Raw genomic sequence first — 23,877 nt, 5'->3', positions numbered from 1 at the left:
ACGCCTACAATTAAAAATAAGTTATATCGAACCAGATTAATTTGTGCTATAATGTATCCTAAAGTTTGAAAATTTAAAAATTTAAGAAAATGGGGGAAGTTAGCAAATATGAAAAAGAAATTATTATTATTACTTACAATCACTTTTTTTAGTGTGCTTGTCCTTGTTGCATGTGGAACAAGTGATGATGAAGGCTCAAACGGTGATGGCGATTCATCATCTGAAGGGGAAGACCAAGCCGCTTCTGATGGTGAGGTATACAAGATCGGAGCAACACAAATCGTTGAACACCCATCATTGGATGCGGCATATCAAGGATTCCAAGATGCAATTAGTGACGCAGGTTTAGAGGTAGAGTATGACTTTCAATCCGCTCAAAACGATCAGAATAATGCGGCCACGATTGCCAATAATTTTGTCGCAGAGGGCGTGGACTTGATTTTTGCTAATTCTACTCCAAGTGCACAAAGTTCCTTGCAGGCGACCAGTGATATCCCGATCCTATTCACCTCGGTAACCGACGCGGTGGAAAGCGGATTGGTCGAATCAATGGATCAGCCAGGTGAAAATATTACAGGTGTGATTGACATGCATCCTGACTCGATTGCACAAACGGTCGAATTTATCGATCAAAATTTTGCCGATTCTACGATTGGACTTGTTTATAGTGCAGGTGAAGCCAATTCCGTTGCACAAATTGAGGCCGTGAATGCAGCTGTTGAAGGAACGAGCTTATCTACTGCCGAAGCCACAGTTGGGAACACTTCTGAGGTGCAGCAAGCCGCTTCCTCTTTAGTTGGTGAAGCAGATGTATTCTTCATTATTACCGATAATACTGTTGTATCAGCGTTAGAAGCGGTAGTAGGTGTGGCAGAAGAACAAAGCATGCCACTATTTGTTGGGGAACCAGATTCTGTAGAACGTGGCGGATTTGCTACCTATGGTATTGATTACCATACGATTGGTTATCGTACGGGCGAAATGGCTGTTGACATTTTAACAGGGGAACAAACACCTGTCGATATGCCTGTCGAAGTGCCGCCAAACATGCAATTGTTCCTTAACAAAGACGCAGCGGAAGCACAAGGGATCGAATGGAACGATGAATGGGATCAAGAAGCAGAAATACTTGAAACCGTAGAAGAATAAATAAGATTGCAGGCCTCGACATGTAGTACGACAGCTGTCGAGGTCTTCTGTCACAGTTGAAGTGGCTTTGTAGAGAAAGGAAGAGGTAAGATGTTGATTTCCATGTTCGGCGCTGTCGAATCAGGTGTTATTTATGCCTTAATGGCATTAGGTGTTTATCTTTCATTTCGTGTATTAGATTTCCCGGATTTAACAGTAGACGGTAGTTTTGTAACGGGTGGGGCCGTTGCGGCTATTTCGATTGTTAATGGCGTGCCTCCTGTATTAGCTACGATTTATGCGATATTCGCTGGTTTTCTTGCCGGTATGGTCACGGGAGTTCTCAACACGAAAGGAAAGATCCACCCGTTATTGTCCGGGATTTTGATGATGACGGCCCTTTATTCGATCAATATTCGTATTATGGGAAAACCGAATGTTGCATTATTAAATGAACCAACTGTATTTAAACAAATAGAAGATTTTTGGGCTTCCTTAGGTATCGATGAATTTATGAATGGGTTGTTAACTTCTATGGGGGCAGAGAATGTTCCTGGCACATGGGCCGTGCTTTTTTTGATGATTGTTGTGACTTTACTCGTGAAGCTGGTTATTGACTATTTCTTAAAAACAGAGGTAGGACTGGCCTTAAGAGCTACCGGTGATAATGAAAAAATGATTCGCAGCTTGTCAGCAAATACTGATATCCTGAAGGTGGTTGGTTTGGGAATCTCCAATGCACTAGTGGCCCTATCTGGGGCATTAGTAGCTCAAAACGGTGGTTTTACAGATGTCAGTATGGGAATTGGTATGATCGTGATTGGTTTGGCCTCGGTTATTATTGGCGAGGCATTAATTGGTACTAAGACGATCGCTCGTACTACACTAGCCGTGATTGGCGGCGCGATTGTCTATCGAATCGTTTTGGCGCTTGCATTGAGGGCGAAATTTTTGGAAACAGGAGATGCCAAACTGATTACGGCTGTGATTGTTATCTTAGCCTTAGTAACACCCAAATTGCTTGCTACGCAGCGAGAAGCGAGGCGGAAGAAACGTAAGCGTGCCATGATGGAAGGTGGGACAACCGATGCTTAATATGCAAGATATTGCGATTACCTTTAACGAAGGAACATTAGATGAAAAAAAAGCATTGCAACGTACCAATTTACACTTAGAAAAAGGCGACTTTGTGACAGTAATTGGCAGTAATGGTGCCGGAAAGTCCACGTTAATGAATATGATTTCAGGATCTCTGAAACCAGATATGGGAACCGTGAAAATTAATGGCAAGAACGTAACACTGCTTCCCGAGTATAAACGATCGAAAATGATTGGACGTGTATTCCAGGATCCGATGGCAGGTACGGCACCGTCTATGACAATTCAGGAAAACCTGGCGATGGCTTATGCCCGAAACAAACAACGCACCTTGAAAAAAGGGGTGAACAAACAACGTAAACAACTATTTAAAGAACACCTGGAAACCTTGCACCTCGGACTGGAAAATCGTTTAACGGCAAAGGTTGGATTGCTATCGGGCGGAGAACGGCAGGCATTGTCGTTATTGATGGCAACTTTTACGGAACCGAATATTTTATTATTGGATGAACATACAGCAGCTCTGGATCCATCACGTGCCGAGCTAATCACCAAGCTAACAGGGGAAGTTGTCAATCAATTTGACTTAACTACACTGATGGTGACTCATAATATGCAGCAGGCATTAGATCTTGGTAATCGACTGATTATGATGGATAAAGGTCAGATTATTTTAGAAGTATCTGGTCAGGAGAAACAAGAATTGACCATTGAAAAGCTTCTTCAAGAATTTCAACGTATCCGTGGCAAACAAATGGATAATGATCGAGCTATATTAGGTTAGATGAACTTATATGTAATGCGTAAAATAAGGAAAGAAGGAATGGTTTATGAAATACGGTTTTGCAGAACGTGTACGATTTATGAAATCATCGGCTGTTCGAGATATCTTAAAGGTGATTAATCAAGGAAATGTCATTTCATTTGCTGGGGGATTACCGGAAGAAAATCTTTTTCCAGTAGAGGCTGTAGATCGAGCCTTTCATAAGGCAGTAACCGGTGACCCTAAGACGTTACAATACGGTGAAACAGAAGGGGTGTCGGCATTAAGGGAATTACTTGCCTTACGTATGAGGAAAAAAGGGCTGGTCCGTGATCCGGGAAATATTCTGATCACCTCCGGCAGCCAGCAGGCCATCGATCTCTTCTCTCGCGTAATGTTTAACAAAGGGGATGTCATATTAACAGAGAACCCAACTTATTTGGCGGCCTTGCAAGTATTTGAGTCCTATGAAACTAATGTGATAGCTGTCAATTCAGACGATGATGGTATGGTATTGACAGATTTAGAAGAAAAAATTGTACGACATAAACCAAAATGTATTTATGTCGTACCAACCTATTCCAATCCAACTGGAAAAGTATGGTCACTGGAACGACGGTTAAAATTACTAGAACTTGCCAATCAATATCATGTGGTTATCTTTGAGGATGATCCGTATGGGGAATTGCAATTTGATGAGGCAGAGGCGCCGCCATCCATTGCATCATTGGATGAGAATGACCTGGTACTGTACACGAGTACTTTTTCTAAAACTGTTGTACCGGCCTTACGAATTGGCTGGATCGTTGGGCCTCATCAGATCATACGCATTATGGCTCAGGCAAAGCAGGCGACCGATTTGCATACCAACTCGATTAGTCAGCATGCCCTTGTTCATTTATTGCAGGATTTTGATATTGACCAACATATTCAGACGATTCGACAAACATATTATGAAAGAATGCTGGTGATGAAGCGACTGTTGGATGAAGTTTCGATTGAAGGATTGGAATACACGGTCCCTAAAGGCGGTATGTTTTTCTGGGTAAAACTCCCCGCTTATGTGAATACCACCAAATTATTAAATAAAGCGGTGGCTGAGGGTGTGGCCTATGTTCCCGGTGATTCGTTCTATGTGTCCAATGCGGAACAGAATACATTTCGGCTGAACTTTACGAATGCAGAACCGGCGTTAATTGAAGAAGGAATGAAGCGCTTGGTAAAAGTTCTGGATGAAATCAACGTTCATTCTTAGAAAGAGAGAAACAACGAGTGCTTACGTGCTCGTTGTTTATTTGTTATGGTCTTTGAAAACCCCTGGCTATGCCGGGGGTTCCATAGAGCTTCAAGCGTGGGGGCAAAAAAGCCTCTCTTCATGATAAGATAAGGTTGGTTTCCCGACCACCAAATCTCATCAAAGAAGGAGGCATGTCCAATGCAGGACAAGAATAGTTTAGCACATACGCAGTGGAGATGTAAGTTCCATATCGTTTTTGCTCCAAAATATAGAAGACAAATTATTTATGGGAAATATAAAAAAAGCATCGGAGAAATAGTAAGAGAGCTTTGTGAAAGGAAAGGGGTTGAGATACACGAGGCAAATGCATGTAAAGATCACATTCATATGTTAGTAAGTATTCCACCAAAACTAAGTGTATCTCAATTCATGGGCTACCTAAAGGGCAAAAGTAGTTTAATGATATTCGATCGACACGCTAATTTAAAGTACAGATATGGTAATCGTAAATTTTGGTGTCGAGGCTACTTTGTAGATACAGTGGGCAGAAATAAAAATCAAATTCAAGAATATATTAGAAATCAGCTTAAAGAGGATTACATGAGTGATCAGTTAACATTATTTGAAGAATTTGATCCGTTCACTGGAGAGAAAAATAAGAAGAAATAAGAGATTCTTTTAGAATCAGTGAGTGAGTGTGGTGCAAAAGGGAAACCATTCAGTGGGCCTTTTAGGCCGAGGCCGGTAACATAGGCTTTCAGCCGCAGAGCAAACCACCAGTTCACACTGGTGGTTTTGATATAGAAGTCAGCTTTTATTCTATGTTCAATAAACGCGGTTCGGTTGTTTCGATGTAAAGAAAAAACGATCACCATATAAGCATAACCGAAATGGGGGAGAGTATAGTCACGAAAGTCTGATAATTACAGATTGCGTGATGGAGAAGAATTGCCACGCATTAGATGCCAAGCAATCTTCTCCACCAAGGTTTTTTATCGGTTTTATCTATTGCTGTGTCTGTCGGTGTTTCTTCGGGCAGATGAATATCTTCCTTATCAATGGCATGATCTGCCGTTAAGACAAGACCATAAGTACTATCTGTGTTTTCATTGGTAATATAGCTGTGAGAAATACGATGTTTTTCAGCTAGTTCACGATAGGGTTTGCTAAAGCTAATATTCATATGACCATTCACTAATAATGTGGCTTGGGTATGTTTTTGTAATTCTTCTTCAAAGGTCGTTAAGCCTTTTTTGCCTCGTACTTGAGTCTTTGTTAACGCAAGAATCACTCTTTCCCGATAGGTTCCGAGGTATTTTTTCTTCTGATCAGGGTGGAGTTCTTTGGCGCCGTATATACCCTCTTGTAAATAATCATCCATTTCTTTCTTTCCCAACGAAAATCCCTCCTTACTAACATTATATACAAAATTTAAAAAACTTCCCAAGAAAAATGGGAAGTTTTTTTGACGATTTCTATATTTGTTTAATCTTCGTCTACTGCATATACGCCATCTTCATCATGTACTTCATTCCCAGTTAATGGTGGGTTGAAGACACAAACCATACGCATATCTGTTGTGCCGCGAAGTAGGTGTTCGTCGTTTTTATCTAAGGCATAAAGTGTATCTTTTTTGATTGGCCATACCTTGTTGTCACTTAAGGTTACGACTTCACCTTCTCCTTCGATGCAGTAAACGGCTTCTAAGTGGTTTTTATACCAAATGTGCGTTTCTGTCCCTGCTTTAATGATCGTATCATTTACAGAGTAGCCCATGCCATCTTTCTTTGTGATTAAGCGACGGCTGACCCAGTTTCCTCCGTCCACGTCTTGATCTGTTCCTAAGATGTCTTCTAGTTTTACTACTTTCATAACTGATATATCCTCCTGTTTTCTATTTATATGGTGAACCCTACACTAACTTTAGCCGTTAGTGACAGGGTTTTTCACTAATCCTTTTACACTCTCTTCGATAATATCCAGTCCTTTTTGCAAGGCCTCAGTTGGAATATTTAATGGTGGAAATAGTTTAAATACCTCATCGTTTGGTCCAGCTGTTTCCATAATTAAGCCAAGCTCAAAGCAACGAGCAGTGACCTTTTCGGAAAAACCTTCTACTTCTGAGGCAATTCCGACCATAAATCCTCGACCGCGAACCTCACCTTTCATTTCTGGATACTTCTCGACAAGTCCTTCTAAGAAGCTATAAATGATCTCTGATTTTTGGTGGATTTCCTTCTCAAATGAATCATCTTTCCAAAAATCAAGCGCTGCACTGGCAGTGACGAACGCATGGTTATTACCACGGAATGTACCATTGTGCTCTCCTGGCTGCCATATATCATATTCTGGTTTAATAAGGGTAACAGCTAATGGCAAGCCATAACCGCTTAATGATTTAGATAGACAAATGATATCAGGCTTGATGCCTGCAGCTTCGAAACTAAAGAAGGTACCTGTACGACCAATACCTGCCTGCACATCATCAATGATAAGCAAGATACCCCAGCGGCGGCAGATTTCTTCAATTTGTTTCAACCAGTCAAAGCGAGCAGCGTTGATCCCGCCTTCACCTTGTACAGTTTCTACAATCATAGCAGCTGGAATGGCGACACCACTACCTTTATCTTCTAAGAAACGCTCAAGATAAACCAAGGTATCGTGGTCAACATAGTTATCATAAGCCATTGTTACCGAGTTTTGTAATGGAATACCGGCTCCTTGTCGTTTCATTGAGTTACCAGTAACGGAAAGGGAACCGATCGTCATCCCATGAAAACCGCCTGTAAAGCTAATAATATCGGTACGACCTGTAACTTTTCGAGCTAATTTCAAAGCACTTTCCACGGTGTTTGTTCCAGTTGGTCCAGGGAACATCACTTTATAATCGAGGTCACGTGGTTTGAAAATCACATCATCAAATTTTTGTAAAAACTCAGCCTTGGCGGTAGATGCCATATCCAATGAATGGGTGATTCCGTCACTGCTGATATAGTCTAACAACTTATTTTTCATATGATCATTATTGTGTCCGTAGTTAAGCGCACCTGCGCCAGAAAAGAAATCTAAATATTCATTTCCTTGCTCGTCCCATATGTTGTGCCCCTTCGCCTTGGTAAAAACAGTTGGGAAGTTACGAATATAACTACGCACTACCGACTCATAATGGTTAATAATATCAAGATTTTCACTCATCTTTTAAACTCCTCCTACATAATTTTTGTAACATGCAAAGGTTACACCTTTGCAAAAAAGATCTCATCAGAAAGTAATGGCTCTCTTGTCCATTTGCAAGAACGGTTGCAAAACCTTTGTTGTTTATTTTTTAATCGGTCCTACGACATATTTTAGTTCTTCTTCATGATCATCACCAGGAAACATCTCCTTCGTGAAACATTCACTAGAAGTAATATCTGTATGGTAATCACGAGCTAATCTCTGGAATAATGATTGTGATGCCTTATTATCAGGTGTAATCGTTGATTCAACAAATCGGACGTTTTTACAGGCTTCAGAGTCTAAAAGGTAATGCAACATTTTGGAAGCAATTCCTTTTCCTCTCTGAGAACTGTCAACGCCAATTTGCCAAACAAACACTGCATCTTGTTTCTTTGGGGAGATAAATGCGGTAATAAAACCAACTATTTGGTTTTTCTGCTTTGCCACAACACAAGTATCACCGAAATATTCGTTCATTAACATATATTTATATGGCGAATTGGAATCTAGTGTTGATTTTGTTACTAATTCCCACATTCCCGCTCCATCCGTTGCTGTCGGATTGGAAAAAGTTACTTGATCAGACGGAGGTTGTTGAACATTCATTTGAGTCACAATTTTCTCCTTTCTTGAATAAGGGAATTGTTTATAATTTTAATACCCATTTTTTTAAAACTGTAAACTAAGTCGTTCAAAAGCTTACCTAATAAATGATAACGTCATTTCAATGAATCCTCAAACCGCTTATAATCGACTGAGGCATGGTTAAACTGTATCTGAATGACTGAGAGACATTTGATCAAAATTGCTTCATAAATCCTTGCATATGGTCAAATATTCTTACATATAAACCAAATTTGCCTTTCTTCTTAAGTTTTTTCTTTGTGATTTTTTTATACACTTAAAAAGTGATCCAAACTTTTGATAAGAAAAACGGCGCGATTCTTTATTGTAAAAACAGGCTATATAAGTTGAATGAAATCATTTCTCATGGATCGGATAGATGCTCTTAATCCATTTACGAAATATGAGGAGATAACCAAGGAATAAATGAATGGCACCCAGATTAGAAAACATGGTTGTGTAAAAACACTCCAGCCAAGCACTTCACCTTCCACATGCGTAGTTGAAACCCACTTCATCATAGAATTTTCAGTCACGAAAATGAATGGATAAGTTATTTATTCCTTGTTACAAAAAAATCTGGTTCCCAATTAGTATGGGAACCAGATTGAAAAATATTTATCCAGTGTTAAACGCTAGTAAATTTTCCTGCTATAAAAGTGAACAAACAATCTTGCTTTATTATTCTTTCACCTGTGCTGGAACTTCTACGTTTAATATCGAAGCAACACCTTCTGCAAGTCGTGGATCGACCTTATAGAAGAGTTCTAATTGACGTTCGACAACTCCCTCTTTGGTCACACCACTTAAATGATCAGCAAAATTTTCGATCAGGCGTTGACGTCCGCCTTCATCCAGTACATCGCGGAATAGCGAACCTGGTTGTGAGAAATGATCCTCACTGTCGTAATTGACACTATCAGCAAAGCCAGATACCTCAAATGGTTTGATTTTGCTTTCCGGTGTTTCTTTTGGTGCGTTACCATAACTATTAGGTTCATAGTTCGGCGCACTGCCACCATTACCGTTATGACTCATAAAGCCATCGCGCTGGTAATTATGGACAGGAGCCTTTGCCTGATTAACCGGAATTGTTTCGTGATTAACACCTAGACGATAACGGTGAGCGTCTGAATAAGAGAAGAGGCGACCTTGCAACATTTTATCTGGTGAAGCCTCAATACCGGGTACGAAATGTCCAGGTGAAAAGGCAGCTTGCTCTACCTCAGCAAAATAGTTTTCTGGATTACGGTCAAGCACCATTTTACCTAACTCAATTAATGGATAATCACTGTGCGGCCAAACCTTCGTTACATCAAAAGGATCATAACGATAGCTTTCTGCTTCTTCGATCGGCATGATTTGTACCTTTAATGTCCAAGAAGGATAGTCTTCTTTATCAATCGCGTTAAAGAGATCCTCGGTATGGTAATCAGGGTTTGTCCCAGCTAACTCATCGGCAACCTTTGGATCTAAGCCTTTTACCCCCTGATCACTGATGAAGTGATATTTCACGTAAACAGCTTCTCCATCTTTGTTCACCCATTTAAAGGTATGGCTTCCGTAACCATTCATATGACGGAAAGTTGCTGGAATACCACGATCGGAGTGCAAGTACGTGATTTGGTGTAGTGATTCAGGTGATAGTGACCAGAAATCCCATACCATGTTCGGATCTTTTAAGTGTGTTTGTGGATGTCGTTTTTGTGTATGAATAAAGTCAGGGAATTTGATCGCGTCTCTGATAAAGAAGATAGGCGTGTTGTTCCCCACCAAATCATAATTTCCTTCGTCTGTATAAAATTTAACTGCGAAACCGCGTGGGTCTCGTACCGTATCGGCTGAACCTAGCTCTCCTGCAACGGTGGAAAAGCGAATAAACATCGGTGTTTTTTTACCTACTTCTGATAAGAAATCTGCTTTTGTATATTTAGAAAGGTCATTCGTCACTTCAAAATAGCCATGTGCTCCGGCACCTTTGGCGTGTACAATTCGTTCTGGGATTCGTTCGCGGTTGAAATGAGCAAGTTTTTCTAATAAATGTACGTCCTGGATTAAAGTTGGTCCTCTTTGTCCAGCGGTGATGGAGTGTTGATTGTCACCAACGGGTGCACCAGAGGCGGTGGTTAGATATTTTTTCTCTTGACTCATAAAACACCTCTCCTTTGTTATAAATATTACATCTTTTATTATAATACAAATCTTATAAAAATCAATATTTATTTATAATTATTTTAATTAAGAGGATGAAAAAGTCAGACAAAATCTGTCCTTCCCTTTATCACGAATCGAAGATAGATACTACCCACCTATAAGACGGATTATGTGAAGTTGACGGTCCATCTATTCCATATAGTAAAGTTGACTGTTTTTCATCGTTAGAAATGCTGCGGAAATAGGTTGCGCTTTCGCCCACAGGGCATAAATCAACAAGCGATTCATTCAAGGGAAAACTCATTCCAAGTCCTATTATACCAAGGATTATTTACTTTCTTTACTTATAAAAAAACGGTTATATAGATTATATAACCGTCAAAAGGGGAATTTAAACGTTTTTTGTTATCATTGGAAGTGGCTTATTCCTTATCATCTAAAGGTGGTAAGATGATTTCGATCGTTGTGCCGTTTCCTTTTTCACTGGTTAACTGAACGGTACCACCATGTGCTTGAATAATATCGCGTGAAATGGCCATTCCTAACCCAGTGCCGTGTGTATGACTTGTATTGGTGCCGCGATAATATCGATCAAATATTTTCGTTTGCTCCTCCTTATCGATTCCTTTGCCGTTATCCTGAATTATAATACTTTTATCAGAAATACTCACTTTCACCTCGACTAATTCTTCGTTATGAAGTAAGGCATTATAGATAAAATTAAGCAATGCCCGTTTCATTAAATGTTGATCAATCTTCCAATAAAGGGATGCTGTACTATCAAACTGAATTTGTTTACTCCGGAATTTCGGGTCGTTTAATAGATCAATAATCAGCTCTCGCACAAACGGTTCCATATTAGTGGACTGTAACTGAAGCGAGAGTTCCTGATTGCGTAAGCGTGTCGTTAGCTGAAAGTCTTCCAGCAGCTCCTGCATGTATAAAGACTGCCGCTCGATTACCTCTGCATATTCCAAGCGCTCCCCGTCTGTTACATCTTGATCTCGCAGTAATTCGGCGTAACCTTGAATGGAAGAGAGTGGTGTCTTAATATCATGGGAGACATTACTGATCCACTCATTGCGCATTTGTTCCAGTTTGTGTCGTTCTTGTTCATTTGCCTGCAACGCATTGGCTACGTCATTTAGATTGGCAAATACATGCTTGTAAATGCCGGGCCGCTTTGGTTTTTCTGTTGTAAAGATGCGTTCCTTTAAGGCATGAATACGCTCCACCATGCGATTGATCGGTTTAGTGAAAATGGTACTGAACAAAAAGCCGACAAGGGCAGCAATCAGCAAATCAACAATCGCAATAATACCGAGAAATTGCATGAAATAATGTATCCATTGTTCTCCGTCGAACATCATGACTAACCGTTGTTCTTTAGATTCAGGAACGACAACAAGATAACTGTAGCCTTCATATTCACCAATAAAATACGTGTTCAAGTCATCATCCATGTATTTATACTTATGCACCAATTCAATCGGGCGATAGTGGTCTGCTGCCTCTTCAGGTGCCTGATAAGAATCGATTACTTCACCATTATTATCAAGGATTTGCAGCCAGGCACCAAATTGTGTCAAGGCCTCTTGACCGGTCTCTGACACCGTAGGTATATCATCTTCTATCTCCATATACCTTTGAAAAGAGCGAGTAAAGTCTTCTCCGGAATTACTGCCAAAGTTGGCACCTTCTTGCATGCTTTGGTACAGCATAATACCTAGCAAGATACAAGTATTGACAATCAATACGATAAACACAATGCTAAGAATGGATATTAAATATCGAAGGGTTATTTTCCATTTCACTTTTTATCACCTAACTCTCTTATTCAGGAAAAAATCGATAGCCTAACCCTTTTACGGTTACAATATGTCGGGGTTGGGATGGATGGTCCTCGACTTTTTCACGCAGGCGACGTATATGAACCATTAATGTATTGTCGGCGCCATAGAAATCTTCACCCCATACCGTGCGAAAGAGTGTCTCTTTACTAAGAATTTGATTGGGATGATGCAGGAAACAGGTCATTAACCCAACCTCTTTGGCGGTTAACTCCAAATGTTCTCCTTGTTTGTCTACTTCTGTTTCCTCGGCATTGATAGTAAACAGTCCAATCGTTTTTTCTCCTTGATTGGTCTTCTGGGTCTGCGCTTCCAAGCTATACACACCGGCCCGTCGAAGCTGCGCCTTTACGCGGTAGGCCATTTCTTTGGGGCTGAATGGTTTAGTGATATAATCATCTCCGCCGATGGCTAAGCCCAGTATCTTATCAACTTCATCAGACTTCGCGGATAGAAACAAAATCGGAATTTGTGAGACTTCCCTGATTTTTCTGCACAAGTCGTAACCTTCGCCGTCTGGGAGCATAATATCCAAGACAATTATACTTGGTTGATATTGTTCAAATTTCTCCCATCCCTCACGTATGGAGCCGGCTGTTTCTATTTCGGAGAAACCTTCCTTTTGTAAGGAGGTGCTCATTAGTTGGCACAGATCTTTCTCGTCATCAACAATGAGAATACGAGGTGTTTCCATCGTCCTCATCCTTTCTTTTTTACCTGATCGTCATGTTAAGTGTCCGTAAGTTTTCCTGCTGTAAAAGAGTTAATCCATGGTGAGTAAGGAAAACAAAGGTCCCTAAACCTCCTGATAAGTCTCGCTATCGTTCAGGGGTGAAGATCGGCCCCGCTGAACGAAGTCTCGCTTTATCACAGCGTTAAGTGTCCGTAAGTTTTCCTGTTGTAAAAGAGTTAATCCATGGTGAGTAAGGAAAACAACGGTCCCTAAACCTCCTGATAAGTCTCGCTATCGTTCAGGGGCGAAGATCAGCCCCGCTGAACGAAGTCTCGCTTTATCTTATCATAACAGGATTTGCAGTAATTCGCAGGTATTTAAGGATTTTGTAAGATACCCGTGATGGTGATGTAAGGTTGGGAAGCTATAGTAGAGGTAGATGAAAGGAGTGCATTGACATGGAACACGTATTAAAAGTTGACAAGGTAGACAAAATTTATGGAAAAGGCGCCAATTCCTATCAGGCGCTTGAGAATATATCATTTACGATTGAAGCAGGTGAATTTGTTGGAATAATGGGGCCGTCCGGTGCAGGGAAATCTACCTTGTTACACGTATTGGCAACAATTGATTCTCCTACGAGTGGTGATATTTTTATTGAACAGGACAATATCGCCAAGATGAAGGATGAACAGCTGGCAGACTTTCGCCGTGATCACTTAGGGTTTATTTTTCAAGATTATAACCTACTGGATTCTTTGACTGTGAGAGAAAATATTTTATTACCACTTGCTATTGCAAAACAACCGGCAAAAGAAATTCAAGAAAAGGTTCATGCGGTGGCACAAACATTTGGTATTGAAGATTTATTAGAGAAGTATCCTTATCAAATATCCGGGGGGCAAAAGCAACGGACAGCTTCTTGCCGGGCGCTCATTTCGCAGCCGAAGTTAATATTCGCAGATGAGCCGACCGGGGCTTTAGACTCGAAATCGGCAACGGATTTATTAGAAAGCTTAAGCTCATTAAATACCGAGCATGAGGCAACGATTATGATGGTGACCCATGACGCTTATGCTGCAAGCTTTTGTCGACGTATCTTGTTTATCCAAGACGGTTGTTTGTCCAAGGAAATGATCCGTGGTAATCAATCGCGCAAGCAGTTTTTTCAATTAATTCTGGATGAAATGGCACAAATAGGCGGTGATGGCCATGACATTATTTGATTTGGCCTTAAAAAATATCAGGCGTAATTTTCGGAATTATGGGTTGTATATTGGTGCTACCGTGTTTTCGATCATCATATACTTTACCTTTTCCACTTTAAAGCATAGTGATGATATTAGTGCACTAGCGGAAACGTCGAGGCAGGTACAAAGCATTATGAGTGCTTCTGCTTTTGTGCTAATGGTGTTTGTTGCGATTTTTATTTTGTATTCCAATACCTTCTTTATGAAAAGGCGTAAAAAGGAAGTGGCCTTGTACTCCTTGTTAGGAGTAAGAAAGCGCACGATTGGTCTCATGCTTTTCTTTGAGAACATGATGATTGGTTTTATTTCATTGTTGATTGGCGTTGGGTTAGGTTTCTTTCTCTCCCAATTATTCTTGGCCATTCTAATGAAGTTAATGGGACTTGAACAAACCTTTGCCTTCGCTTTTTCCGGCAGTGCCGTTGTCGAAACCATTGTTGTATTCTTTATCTTGTTTCTCGTGACTTCCTTATTAGGCTATCGGGTGATTTATCAGTTTAAGCTTATTGATTTGTTTTATGCAGCTAAGAAAGGGGAGAAACAACCAAAGGCGCGCCTTATTTCGGCGGTCATCGGAGTGCTGACACTGGTGATGGCTTATTGGTTGGCGTTGCAAGATTTAACAACTTCAAAGGCTTGGGCATTTTTCGGAATTGCCATGCCGCTTGTTATTATTGGTTTAACGATTGCTGGCTCTTATTTATTATTCAATAGTGTCCTTGTTTATGTATTAAACAAGTTGAAGAAAAGGGAAAAATGGGCGTGGAAAGGGCTCAATCTGATGACAGCCTCCCAGCTGTTATATCGTATTCGCGGCAATGCCAAGACCTTAACGATTATTGCTACCCTAAGCGCCACAACGATCACCGCTGGCGGGGCAGTTTTTGGTCTCTATTATAATACCGATAAAAACGTGGAAGAGTATATGCCTTTTGCGTTTATGTGGCAAGGGCCACAATATGAGGTTGAATCAGAGGCAATAGAGGCTTCGATTGATATCGAAACAAAAGAGGTACGTGTGACAAACGAGGAAACTGACATGTCCTATCATGTTATTGATCAAGCAACCTTTGATGAGCTAACCCAATTATTGGACTGGGAGCAGGCACCTCGTATTCAAGATAACCAAGCCTTGTACATCGATCCTTTTTATGACGAGCGCTGGTCCGAGCAGGTAGAGGAAGTCGATGTAAATGATACAACCTTTTTGATTACCAAACAATATCACCAGTCAATATTTAATGTAGAAACCCTTCCTGGCGCTGTGCTTGTATTAAATGACGGACAATACCAAGCGTTGGCGGGTGATGCTGTAAGCTATCAGGCCGTGCAGGTGGATGATTATAAACAATATGACGCCTTATCAGATCAATTGGCTGGGGAGGACGAACGGAATCATTTTTCGAGTAAGGTGACTAATTATCAAAACGCCTTGAAGGCTTCCGGAGCACAATTATTTGTGGGTGCTTTCTTAGGATTGGTCTTCTTACTGGCAACCGGAAGCATTATCTTTTTTAAGATGATGACCGAAGCAGAAGAGGATAAGGATAAATACGGAATCTTACGGAAAATTGGCGTATCGAAAAAAGAAATGAAGCGAACGATTCGTTATCAAATGGGATTAGTCTTTATGGCACCATTACTGCTTGGGTTATTGCATGGGGCGGTTGCCTTGCTGGCATTCTCCAATTTATTACAAATGAATCTATGGGTACCAATCCTGTGGTGGATGTTGGCTTACACGCTAGTGTATGTGTTGTATTACTTTATTACTGTTAGAGGATTTAAACGTACTATCGAAGGAGAGATTTAAAATGAAAAAAATAGGTGCGGTGATTATTTTGTTAGTAGTTGCAGCGGTTGTTGTGCTGATGACGGTGGACTTTAATCGCTTTGGTAAAGATAATGTGTATGTCGAAGTGGCTGAACCAACTGAGGTGGAAGAGGACAGGTTAGATAATGGCGAGATCATGGAACGATACAGGTATCAGCAAACGGCTTTTGATGAGCAAGGGGAAGCGGTGGAAGTGGAATTCACAGCTGGGAAAGAGTTACGGCGAGGAGCCTATCTGATGTTATATGTCAAGAACGAAAATGAGGTAACCTCTTATGATGAAGTGGAATGGGAGGAAATCACTGCAGATGCACAGACCGAATTAGAAGAGGCACGATAGAGGGTAATTTCTCACCCTCTATTTCTTTTTTTGTAAGCTAAATAGCTCAAACTATGCTACAATTTTTGTGGGGAATAAATAAAAAAATGGGAGATGAAGCATCATTTCAGCGTTGCCTAGAAACGCTGAAATAGTCTCTACTAATAAGGGCAAGGTACAAAAAAGGAACATCTTACAACGTGCCTGCTTTCGTCTCACCAAAGGAGGCATAGAGGAATGAAGCCAAAATTACAAGATGTAGCTAAGGCAGCCGGAGTTTCACCAACCACGGTATCACGCGTGTTAAATGATCGCGGTTACATCAGCCAGGAAACAAGGGAAAAAGTCTACCAAGCTATGAAGCAAATTAATTATATTCCGAATGACCTTGCACGTTCATTGTATAATAAACGCACGCATTTAGTTGGTGTAATTGTTCCTTCCACGAGCAATCCGTTTTTTGGCGAGCTAGTTTCTCATATCGAGAATTATTGTAATGAGAAAGGTTACAAGGTACTTCTATGTAATAGTTTGCATGAAGCAGAGAAGGAAAAAAAGTATTGGGAAATGCTGCTGCGTAATCAAGTAGATGGTGTCATCGTGGTTAGCTACAATAGGGGATTGATTGATTTAAGACAACAACTTCCTGCTATCGCGATTGATCATTATTTGTCAAAACACATTCAAGTGGTTAGTTCGGATAACTTCCAGGGAGGGCAGTTAGCAACACAGGCTTTAGTAGATAAAGGTTGTCAGCATATCATCCATATTAACGGTGTTTCCACACTTGAAACACCAGCCAATGATCGTCGTTCTGCTTATCAGCAAGTCATGAGGGAAAACGGTCGGACACCAATCAATTATGAAGTCCCGGATGTCGCCTTTTTGGCAGATAACATGGACACAATCAAGCAGTTGTTTCAAGAACATCCGGAAGTAGATGGGATTTTTGCCAGTGATGATATGCTCGGTTTATTAGTGCTGCAATATGCTAGGCAGCATGGATATCGTGTACCGGAAGACTTGAAAATCATTGGTTATGATGGTACAGAATTGATTCGTACGCTTCATCCGGAACTCGCCACGATTATGCAGCCGATTGCCCAGATTGCCGAGAAATCAGTAGAACTATTAGACTTGCAGATTACCAATAAAGATCAGCCGCTAACTGCAGAGGTTCTGCCGGTTTCACTTTGGAAAGGAGACAGCATCCGTTAAGTCATGTATACGAGAGGTTTATTCTATTTTGCTCGGTTTCATTTGCCGACTGCCACTAGAATGACCCTTTTTAGGAAATAACATGTCAACCGATTGACATGGTGCAGTTATTAATGGATAATATCAATGGAAGGGTGCAAGGATTTTAGTTGTGAAAACGTCGGTATTTCTAAACAACAGGCAATGAATAATAAGAAGGGAAGATAACAATATGCATTATCAAGAAGCTCGCCGTCCGCAGATTCATTTCACACCTCAAGAGAATTGGATGAATGATCCGAATGGACTGGTTTATTTCGATGGAGAATACCACTTATTTTATCAGCATAACCCAAACGGTAATAACCATGCCGATATGCATTGGGGACATGCGGTAAGCACGGACTTGTATCACTGGGAAGAGTTGGATATCGCTTTGGCACCAGATCATCTCGGTACGATTTTCTCTGGATCAGCGGTAGCAGACACTCATAATACGAGCGGTTTGTTTCAACAAGCCTCTGGTGGATTAGTCGCTATTTTTACACATGATCAAGAAGGGCATCAGCAGCAAAGTATTGCCTATAGTGAAGATAAAGGGAGAACATGGACAAAATATGAAGGAAACCCCGTGATTCCAAACACAGAGTTACAAGACTTTCGTGATCCCAAAGTAGCTTGGCATGAGGAAAGCGAGCAATGGGTCATGGTCTTGGCTTGCGGTGACCACGTTCAATTTTTTGGTTCACTAAATCTGATCGATTGGAAGCATCTATCCTCGTTTGGAAGGGAGTATCCATCAGATGATGGTGTTTGGGAATGTCCTGATTTAATCAAACTACCGGTAGAAGGAACCAATGAAAAGGAATGGGTATTAATTGTCAGCATCAATCCAGGCGGCCCTAACGGCGGATCTGCGGTATACTATTTCACGGGTACTTTTGATGGACAAATATTTCATCCGAACGAAGCAGCCAGCAATGCCTTGAAGTGGGCAGACGAGGGCAGAGACTTCTATGCGTCGATTACCTGGGATAATACGGAAGATACATATTGGATTGGCTGGATGAATAATTGGAATTATGCCAAAACAGCACCAGTTTCTCCGTGGCGCAGTGCGATGAGTTTAGTACGAAAAATCACCTTACAAAGACACCAAGATAACTATTTATTAAAACAGGAACCTGTGATATCGGTAGGTCCTGTCCGTGCAGAAAAAACCTCAGCGCTGACAATATCGGCAGGTGAGTCGCAGTCATATGATGTGACACCGTATGGCAGTGCGGAATTTTGTCTGGAACACCCAAGTGAGCAATGGGGATTCCAGCTGGTCAGTGATCAAAACGAAGTATTCCGTCTGGAAATCAATCAGGATGATGATAGCTACACCTTCTATCGTACGGAGGGACAAAGTGATTTCTCGCAAGATTTTGCCAGCGAAATTACCGGCGCCTTACACGGATTGAAGCTGGAACAAATATCAGCTATATGGGATAATTGCTCGTTAGAATTTTTTGCTAATGACGGTGTCGTAGTATCTACGAATTTGATGTTTCCATATGGGAAGATCCATGCGATCGAGTTATATAGCGTAAAAACAGAATTAGTTGTTAGCCAACTGACTATCAATGAGTTCCCATCGATTTGGAAATAAGCTTCTGGACAAAAGGAGAGCGTGTGTATGCACCTCTTCTTTTTTATAAGCAAGAAAATATACAATCCTTGGTATAATAGGACTTGGAATGATTTTGACCTTGAATGAACGAGAGTACCGATAAGATAGATTATGTTAAGTATCTAGTTCCATTATTCCATGTAGTAAAGTTGATTGTTTGTCAGTGCTAGGAAACGCTCTGGAAATAGGTTCCGCTAGGTAGTAGTACTACAATCGAATGACTGCTAAAATGTAGGATTCTAGGCACCATCATCATGCTAGATAAACTTATTGAGAGAATGATGCGATCATACATTGTGGTTTTTATAAATGAAAGAACCATTTTGTAGCGTGATCCATACGCAGTCGAAAAATCAGTTGATGATTTTCTCTTTTTGCTACAAAATTATTTAGGTGCTTAGAACGCTTCATCCTTGCAGTAACAACCATTGTTGTACGTATATCTAGCGGAGGGAATATGCGGAGACTCCTGTGGGACCAGGACGAGCTGAAGATCCACTTGTAAAAGTGCTCTTCTTTTGCAAGTTAGCTGAAGCCGGCCCCACGGAAAGCGCAGCATATTCCCGGAGCGCTCGCTTAGCACAAAAAAACGGACAAAGTCAACTGCCACATAAGGAGTCTACTTAACATAATCTATCTTATCGGCAGTTCATTAACTACTTTGAGTGGTCGATAAAGGACCGGGCTGGCTTTTTCCTATTTTTCTTATCAGATAAAAGATCTGCACGATGGAACGCATACATAAAATAACAGAAATAGGGTATAATAAAAAGAGGGTGCTATGCATATATGAGGTATGTGAGCGTCTATTGCTGTCCTGCTTAGCCTTTTTAAACAATTATATAAGGGTTGTAGTATAACTATCAGAAAACAGGTAAAGAAAGCACGAAAAAAACGAAATGAATAAAACGAAAAATGGGGATAGCATTCATAGATAGCACATGTTATACTTACTTTAAAAATCGCTAGATAAGGTTAATGAAAGTCTAGTCTAGAAGTTTTCTGTCGACTTAACTGCTTCAAAAAAAGCTCTTCTAAACAGCATTTTCTGATAAGCATTCCCTTGTTGGAATTTTACAGAAGGGCAGCTTGAAGCATGTTTAGTTTCAGCAAAAATAAGGGAATAGAATGTAGAAGTTACCTTGGATTTGGGGATTAATTTATCGAGGAGGGATTAGATGAATCTTTTTCAAGTAAGAAAAGGACAATTTGTTTTTTTTGAAAATGAGTTGCATAAAGTGTACTCTGTCAAACCAATGTTTAAAAAATCGGTCCATATGTATCGTATGAAGGACATGCAACAAGTGCTAACCACTGCAAAGGAAATCACGTTTTACCGTCCCAAACATAATGATACCTTCATCTTTTATGGGAAACGGTATACGATTGATCAATATGCCAAGCCCAAACCAGGGGATTATATTTTGATTGTCAAACCTACCCCTGATTATTTAGATCATTATTCTTTAAATGCCATTGAAAAAGTAGAAGAAGAAGAAAACGGGAATGTGATTACCACCAGAGATAATGGTGTGAAACACAGTGAATACGTAGTGATGGTGCCAGGCAAGGCAGAAGCAAGTCAAGAAATTGCCTATTTCGATAAAAGCCTTGTACCGGAAGAACAACAATTACGCGATGAGTCGATCTCGTATTTGGCAGAAAGTGATGATCAGTCGACATCCACTCCAGTTGTTGGGGATATTTATTTAGATATTCATAAAAATATGCGCGCTATGATTGTGGCCTCAACGGATAATGAAGTTATCTTTGGTCATGGTGACCGCGTACATGTCTCAGAGTTACTAGATGAAACAAGATATGAACTTATTCATCAATTCGATGACTAATAAAAGGATGAAAGAAAAACCGGGCAATGGAACAGCCCGGTTTTTCATATTAATAGAAATAGGTCCATGGTGCTCTCTTTAGAGATGCTAAGTGGGTCAGTTAACACGTCTCCCTTAATAACAACAACGTTATTATCCCCTATAAACACTTTCACATAGCCCAGCGGCTGGTTCATAAAAACAATGTTGTTTAAACTGACCCGAAAAGGGTTGGTCATACCACGTTGGAGGACACGGACCATATGGATTAAAGTACCAAAGGGCATATTGTGCGGGATGGTCTCTCCAATGTTCCAAATTTTGCCTTGCTAATCTTCGCTCGGATTCTCTGGCCCTTTGATAAAAGGTATTTCCTTTTTGAACCGCTTCAAATGAATAATTCCCACCTTGTACTTGAAAAATGACTTGTTCAATGGTTCTTACGTCATTAAAGTCCAGACAATCCGCTACCGCTCGGTTCACAATCACATTTCCCACATACAGCATTCCTTGTTTGCCTTCACCCACTGCTTCAGCTCTCATCATTCTTGCCATTAAATCAACGTCTGCATTTCGATAAGCTACTCTGCCCATTTTTTTCACCTCCCAACTATAAATATGAATGGAAGTCTGTAATCATGTCTTTTTGTCAGCCCAAAAGAATCTAACGGACAAAAAAACGCCGAATTGCGGAATTCTGTCCGTAAGAGCTTTGTGGTCTTATATACTGAAGAGAGAAAACGTGCGTGTCTCATTCAAAAACAGTGATCTTTATTGAAAAAAGGCACGCATGTCGTCTAGAAAGTTACCAATATCCTGAAGGGTAGCTATTATGTAATAAAACATTCCCAAAATCAAAAAGTTTCCCGCTGCTAAGCACAGCCCGAATATGGTCCAGCCTTTTGCTTCTTGTTTCCGAAACAATGCCCAACCAGCAAAAAACAAACCCACAAATGGAAGTGCCACTGTTAACTCCAGGAAAAATTCTAATAAAGAACCATCTAAGGTAGAGACAACACTAGGCATTAACAGTATCATCACTAACGAAATGGAACTAATGCTAAGAAAGGTATAGCTTACCCATGAGTAACGTTTTTCGATTTTTTCACCCATCTTATCTTCCTCCTCTTCCAGCTGATCCCATCGATAATAATCTCAGACAAGATGGCTTTTATCAGGCAAAACAGAAAGCAAATCACAACAAAAAAGCAATACTTAGATGTATACTAAATGAAGTAGGGAGGATTAGCAATGATTTTACATTTAGCAGGAGTTAGTTTAAAAAAAGATGGAAATTGGATATTAAAAAATATCGATTGGGATATAAATAAGGGAGAGAACTGGACCCTGTTAGGCCTAAATGGTGCCGGAAAGACGGCCATGTTACATATGCTTTGTTCCTATTATTTTCCGACAACAGGAGAGGTGGAAGTAGTCGACCGAAAATTTGGCCGCGATATCTTAGGTGAGCAGTTACGCCAACAAATAGGAATCGTCTCTTCTTCCTTAAAACAGAGAATGTATGGAACCGACAGTGCCTATCAGGTGGTGCTTAGCGGCGCCTTTGCCTCAATCGGCTTATATGAAACACCGACCGATGCCATGCGTGAAAAGGCACAGCAGATTCTCAAGGATCTCGACTGTTTTTCTTATGCAAATCGGGCTTATCGCACACTATCCCAGGGGGAGCAGCAACGTGTTTTAATCGGACGAGCCTTGATGAATGATCCTAAGCTGTTGATCTTAGATGAACCGACAAATGGCTTGGATTTTATTGCCCGCGAGCAATTGCTGACATCGATTGAGCAGATTAGTTCTGGCGAATCAGCTCCTTCGATTATTTATGTTACGCACCATGTCGAGGAGATCTTGCCTACCTTTAACAAAACATTGTTATTAAAAGATGGTGAGGTGTTTCAACAAGGAGCAACCAATAAAATGATTCAATCAGAGGTGCTGTCTGCCTTTTTTGAAATACCGGTAGAAGTGGATTGGTCGGAAGAACGGCCAAGATTGAAGAAGAAATAAGCTAACAGGAGTAAATGGAAGATGCTTAATAGATTTAATCAAATACTACAAAAAATCATGCCATTTATTGCCCCGACGAGCGTCGTGATAGGGGTGATTTTCGCAGATTTTTTTAACACATTCGAAGGTTTGGTTGTGTGGCTGTTTGCCTTTATGACATTTGCAGGTAGTCTCAGCTTGAATTTTATTGCTCTGTATCGTGTGATTACTCATCCATTATCGGTGATCATTGCCTTAGTGATTTTGCATATTGTCATGCCGCTTTGGGCCTTTTTGATAGGAACGATTGCCTTCCCTGGAGAAACAATGACCGTGATCGGTATTGTCCTGGCGATGGTAATCCCTACTGGTATCACGAGTTTTATTTGGGTGTCGATCAATAAAGGGAATGTCGCCTTAACCTTGTCGACGATCTTGATTGACACGATTATCTCCCCATTTGTTGTTCCATTCTTATTAACCATTTTCGCTGGGGCAACGGTGGAATTAGATGTATGGGCGATGATGTCCGGACTGGTGATGATGATTGTGATTCCATCCCTTGTGGCGATGATTCTGCATGAAATCTCTCATGGAAAAATACATGAGAAATGGAGTCCGAGACTGGCGCCATTTTCAAAATTGACATTGGCTGTAGTCATCATGATTAACAGCTCAGTAGTAGCGGATTATTTAATAAATGTTGATTTTCATTTAATCAAAATAGCGATCATCATGTTTTTCGTTGCAGCTAGTGGTTATTTCCTGGCATGGTTGATGGCAAAATGGTTGAAACGGACACAGGCGGATGTGATTTCCTTAACGCTTAGCAGTGGAATGCGAAATATCAGTGCAGGAGCGGTTATTGCCGTACAATATTTCCCTGGACCGGTGGCAGTCCCTGTAGTGGTAGGGATGTTGTTTCAGCAGGTATTAGCTTCTTTATATAGTAAATTATTAAGCAAGACGACGGGCTAGGAGCGGATTCTTAGCCCTTTTTAGTGTGGTTTATTATTTTTT

Annotated in this window: 22 protein-coding genes; 13 read left to right on the top strand and 9 right to left on the bottom strand. The window is 40.6% G+C overall.

Annotated elements, in window-relative coordinates; translation table 11 throughout:
* Positions 1-108 precede the first annotated feature (108 nt).
* The 5 genes from E0E32_RS05105 to tnpA all read left to right on the top strand — a co-directional run bounded on the left by E0E32_RS05105 (position 109) and on the right by tnpA (position 4,895).
* Complete coding sequence (locus E0E32_RS05105) at positions 109-1,149, top strand: ABC transporter substrate-binding protein (protein WP_130859179.1); 1,041 nt, start codon at positions 109-111, stop codon at positions 1,147-1,149.
* Positions 1,150-1,239: 90 nt separating this feature from the next.
* Positions 1,240-2,223: an ABC transporter permease gene (locus tag E0E32_RS05100; RefSeq protein WP_066187706.1), complete on the top strand. Its 984-nt coding sequence runs from the start codon at positions 1,240-1,242 to the stop codon at positions 2,221-2,223.
* Positions 2,216-3,010 (top strand): ABC transporter ATP-binding protein, encoded by a 795-nt coding sequence (locus E0E32_RS05095; RefSeq protein ID WP_066187703.1) that lies wholly within the window; start codon positions 2,216-2,218, stop codon positions 3,008-3,010. Before E0E32_RS05100 ends, E0E32_RS05095 begins: the two co-directional genes overlap by 8 nt.
* A gap of 46 nt (positions 3,011-3,056) precedes the next feature.
* The gene (locus tag E0E32_RS05090) at positions 3,057-4,244 is read left to right on the top strand and encodes an aminotransferase-like domain-containing protein (protein ID WP_130859178.1); all 1,188 of its coding nucleotides are present in this window, start codon (positions 3,057-3,059) and stop codon (positions 4,242-4,244) included.
* A gap of 180 nt (positions 4,245-4,424) precedes the next feature.
* On the top strand, positions 4,425-4,895 hold the full coding sequence (gene tnpA, locus E0E32_RS05085) for an IS200/IS605 family transposase (protein ID WP_036573920.1): 471 nt from the start codon (positions 4,425-4,427) through the stop codon (positions 4,893-4,895).
* 289 nt (positions 4,896-5,184) lie between these two features.
* Here the strand turns inward: tnpA and E0E32_RS05080 are convergent, their stop codons facing one another.
* The 7 genes from E0E32_RS05080 to E0E32_RS05050 all read right to left on the bottom strand — a co-directional run bounded on the left by E0E32_RS05080 (position 5,185) and on the right by E0E32_RS05050 (position 12,767).
* Positions 5,185-5,622 (bottom strand): YueI family protein, encoded by a 438-nt coding sequence (locus E0E32_RS05080; protein ID WP_066187697.1) that lies wholly within the window; start codon positions 5,620-5,622, stop codon positions 5,185-5,187.
* A gap of 89 nt (positions 5,623-5,711) precedes the next feature.
* On the bottom strand, positions 5,712-6,098 hold the full coding sequence (locus tag E0E32_RS05075) for an ectoine synthase (RefSeq protein ID WP_066187695.1): 387 nt from the start codon (positions 6,096-6,098) through the stop codon (positions 5,712-5,714).
* A gap of 51 nt (positions 6,099-6,149) precedes the next feature.
* Positions 6,150-7,421, bottom strand: a complete 1,272-nt coding sequence (gene ectB, locus E0E32_RS05070; RefSeq protein ID WP_066187692.1) for a diaminobutyrate--2-oxoglutarate transaminase — start codon at positions 7,419-7,421, stop codon at positions 6,150-6,152.
* A gap of 123 nt (positions 7,422-7,544) precedes the next feature.
* Positions 7,545-8,051, bottom strand: a complete 507-nt coding sequence (ectA, locus tag E0E32_RS05065; RefSeq protein WP_078059965.1) for a diaminobutyrate acetyltransferase — start codon at positions 8,049-8,051, stop codon at positions 7,545-7,547.
* A 699-nt stretch (positions 8,052-8,750) separates the two neighbouring features.
* Positions 8,751-10,220 (bottom strand): catalase, encoded by a 1,470-nt coding sequence (locus tag E0E32_RS05060; RefSeq protein WP_066187690.1) that lies wholly within the window; start codon positions 10,218-10,220, stop codon positions 8,751-8,753.
* A 425-nt stretch (positions 10,221-10,645) separates the two neighbouring features.
* Positions 10,646-12,037 carry a sensor histidine kinase gene (locus E0E32_RS05055; protein ID WP_066187686.1) on the bottom strand — a complete coding sequence of 464 codons (1,392 nt, stop codon included), beginning with the start codon at positions 12,035-12,037 and terminating at the stop codon, positions 10,646-10,648.
* Positions 12,038-12,056: 19 nt separating this feature from the next.
* Positions 12,057-12,767: a response regulator transcription factor gene (locus E0E32_RS05050; RefSeq protein ID WP_130859177.1), complete on the bottom strand. Its 711-nt coding sequence runs from the start codon at positions 12,765-12,767 to the stop codon at positions 12,057-12,059.
* Between the two features lie 437 nt (positions 12,768-13,204).
* On the opposite strand from E0E32_RS05050, the gene E0E32_RS05045 reads away from it, so the two are divergent.
* The 6 genes from E0E32_RS05045 to E0E32_RS05020 all read left to right on the top strand — a co-directional run bounded on the left by E0E32_RS05045 (position 13,205) and on the right by E0E32_RS05020 (position 20,871).
* Positions 13,205-13,972, top strand: a complete 768-nt coding sequence (locus tag E0E32_RS05045; protein WP_066187682.1) for an ABC transporter ATP-binding protein — start codon at positions 13,205-13,207, stop codon at positions 13,970-13,972.
* Complete coding sequence (locus tag E0E32_RS05040; RefSeq protein WP_130859176.1) at positions 13,959-15,809, top strand: ABC transporter permease; 1,851 nt, start codon at positions 13,959-13,961, stop codon at positions 15,807-15,809. Before E0E32_RS05045 ends, E0E32_RS05040 begins: the two co-directional genes overlap by 14 nt.
* Position 15,810: 1 nt before the next feature.
* Positions 15,811-16,170 (top strand): YxeA family protein, encoded by a 360-nt coding sequence (locus E0E32_RS05035; protein WP_130859175.1) that lies wholly within the window; start codon positions 15,811-15,813, stop codon positions 16,168-16,170.
* A gap of 216 nt (positions 16,171-16,386) precedes the next feature.
* A complete protein-coding gene (locus E0E32_RS05030) occupies positions 16,387-17,367 on the top strand; it encodes a LacI family DNA-binding transcriptional regulator (protein ID WP_066187674.1) in 981 nt (326 codons plus the stop codon).
* Between the two features lie 211 nt (positions 17,368-17,578).
* Entirely contained in the window at positions 17,579-19,000 is a 1,422-nt protein-coding gene (locus E0E32_RS05025; protein WP_130859174.1) for a glycoside hydrolase family 32 protein, read from the top strand.
* A gap of 1,199 nt (positions 19,001-20,199) precedes the next feature.
* The gene (locus E0E32_RS05020) at positions 20,200-20,871 is read left to right on the top strand and encodes a hypothetical protein (RefSeq protein WP_066187669.1); all 672 of its coding nucleotides are present in this window, start codon (positions 20,200-20,202) and stop codon (positions 20,869-20,871) included.
* Between the two features lie 132 nt (positions 20,872-21,003).
* On the opposite strand, the gene E0E32_RS05015 is transcribed toward E0E32_RS05020, so the two are convergent.
* Together E0E32_RS05015 and E0E32_RS05010 are read right to left on the bottom strand one after the other, a co-directional pair.
* Positions 21,004-21,444, bottom strand: a complete 441-nt coding sequence (locus tag E0E32_RS05015) for a cell wall hydrolase (RefSeq protein ID WP_066187664.1) — start codon at positions 21,442-21,444, stop codon at positions 21,004-21,006.
* Between the two features lie 177 nt (positions 21,445-21,621).
* The gene (locus E0E32_RS05010) at positions 21,622-21,963 is read right to left on the bottom strand and encodes a hypothetical protein (protein ID WP_066187660.1); all 342 of its coding nucleotides are present in this window, start codon (positions 21,961-21,963) and stop codon (positions 21,622-21,624) included.
* 138 nt (positions 21,964-22,101) lie between these two features.
* Here E0E32_RS05010 and E0E32_RS05005 point away from each other — a divergent pair, with 138 nt between their 5' ends.
* Complete coding sequence (locus tag E0E32_RS05005; RefSeq protein WP_066187658.1) at positions 22,102-22,878, top strand: ABC transporter ATP-binding protein; 777 nt, start codon at positions 22,102-22,104, stop codon at positions 22,876-22,878.
* A gap of 21 nt (positions 22,879-22,899) precedes the next feature.
* Positions 22,900-23,835: a bile acid:sodium symporter family protein gene (locus E0E32_RS05000; protein WP_130859173.1), complete on the top strand. Its 936-nt coding sequence runs from the start codon at positions 22,900-22,902 to the stop codon at positions 23,833-23,835.
* Positions 23,836-23,877 lie beyond the last annotated feature (42 nt).

It is taken from the genome of Gracilibacillus phocaeensis (assembly GCF_900626275.1).
Classification (GTDB): Bacteria; Bacillota; Bacilli; order Bacillales; family Amphibacillaceae; genus Gracilibacillus; species Gracilibacillus timonensis.
Note: the sequence above shows the minus strand (reverse complement) of the source record. Positions and strands in the feature narration are given on the sequence as shown.

Bases quoted from the DNA above. Each gene is read 5' to 3' on its own strand.
- E0E32_RS05105 (WP_130859179.1), top strand. From the start codon at position 109: ATGAAAAAGAAATTATTATTATTACTTACAATCACTTTTTTTAGTGTG.
- E0E32_RS05100 (WP_066187706.1), top strand. From the start codon at position 1,240: ATGTTGATTTCCATGTTCGGCGCTGTCGAATCAGGTGTTATTTATGCC.
- E0E32_RS05095 (WP_066187703.1), top strand. From the start codon at position 2,216: ATGCTTAATATGCAAGATATTGCGATTACCTTTAACGAAGGAACATTA.
- E0E32_RS05090 (WP_130859178.1), top strand. From the start codon at position 3,057: ATGAAATACGGTTTTGCAGAACGTGTACGATTTATGAAATCATCGGCT.
- tnpA (WP_036573920.1), top strand. From the start codon at position 4,425: ATGCAGGACAAGAATAGTTTAGCACATACGCAGTGGAGATGTAAGTTC.
- E0E32_RS05075 (WP_066187695.1), bottom strand. From the start codon at position 6,098: ATGAAAGTAGTAAAACTAGAAGACATCTTAGGAACAGATCAAGACGTG.
- ectB (WP_066187692.1), bottom strand. From the start codon at position 7,421: ATGAGTGAAAATCTTGATATTATTAACCATTATGAGTCGGTAGTGCGT.
- ectA (WP_078059965.1), bottom strand. From the start codon at position 8,051: ATGAATGTTCAACAACCTCCGTCTGATCAAGTAACTTTTTCCAATCCG.
- E0E32_RS05060 (WP_066187690.1), bottom strand. From the start codon at position 10,220: ATGAGTCAAGAGAAAAAATATCTAACCACCGCCTCTGGTGCACCCGTT.
- E0E32_RS05050 (WP_130859177.1), bottom strand. From the start codon at position 12,767: ATGGAAACACCTCGTATTCTCATTGTTGATGACGAGAAAGATCTGTGC.
- E0E32_RS05045 (WP_066187682.1), top strand. From the start codon at position 13,205: ATGGAACACGTATTAAAAGTTGACAAGGTAGACAAAATTTATGGAAAA.
- E0E32_RS05040 (WP_130859176.1), top strand. From the start codon at position 13,959: ATGACATTATTTGATTTGGCCTTAAAAAATATCAGGCGTAATTTTCGG.
- E0E32_RS05035 (WP_130859175.1), top strand. From the start codon at position 15,811: ATGAAAAAAATAGGTGCGGTGATTATTTTGTTAGTAGTTGCAGCGGTT.
- E0E32_RS05030 (WP_066187674.1), top strand. From the start codon at position 16,387: ATGAAGCCAAAATTACAAGATGTAGCTAAGGCAGCCGGAGTTTCACCA.
- E0E32_RS05025 (WP_130859174.1), top strand. From the start codon at position 17,579: ATGCATTATCAAGAAGCTCGCCGTCCGCAGATTCATTTCACACCTCAA.
- E0E32_RS05020 (WP_066187669.1), top strand. From the start codon at position 20,200: ATGAATCTTTTTCAAGTAAGAAAAGGACAATTTGTTTTTTTTGAAAAT.
- E0E32_RS05015 (WP_066187664.1), bottom strand. From the start codon at position 21,444: ATGGGCAGAGTAGCTTATCGAAATGCAGACGTTGATTTAATGGCAAGA.
- E0E32_RS05010 (WP_066187660.1), bottom strand. From the start codon at position 21,963: ATGGGTGAAAAAATCGAAAAACGTTACTCATGGGTAAGCTATACCTTT.
- E0E32_RS05005 (WP_066187658.1), top strand. From the start codon at position 22,102: ATGATTTTACATTTAGCAGGAGTTAGTTTAAAAAAAGATGGAAATTGG.
- E0E32_RS05000 (WP_130859173.1), top strand. From the start codon at position 22,900: ATGCTTAATAGATTTAATCAAATACTACAAAAAATCATGCCATTTATT.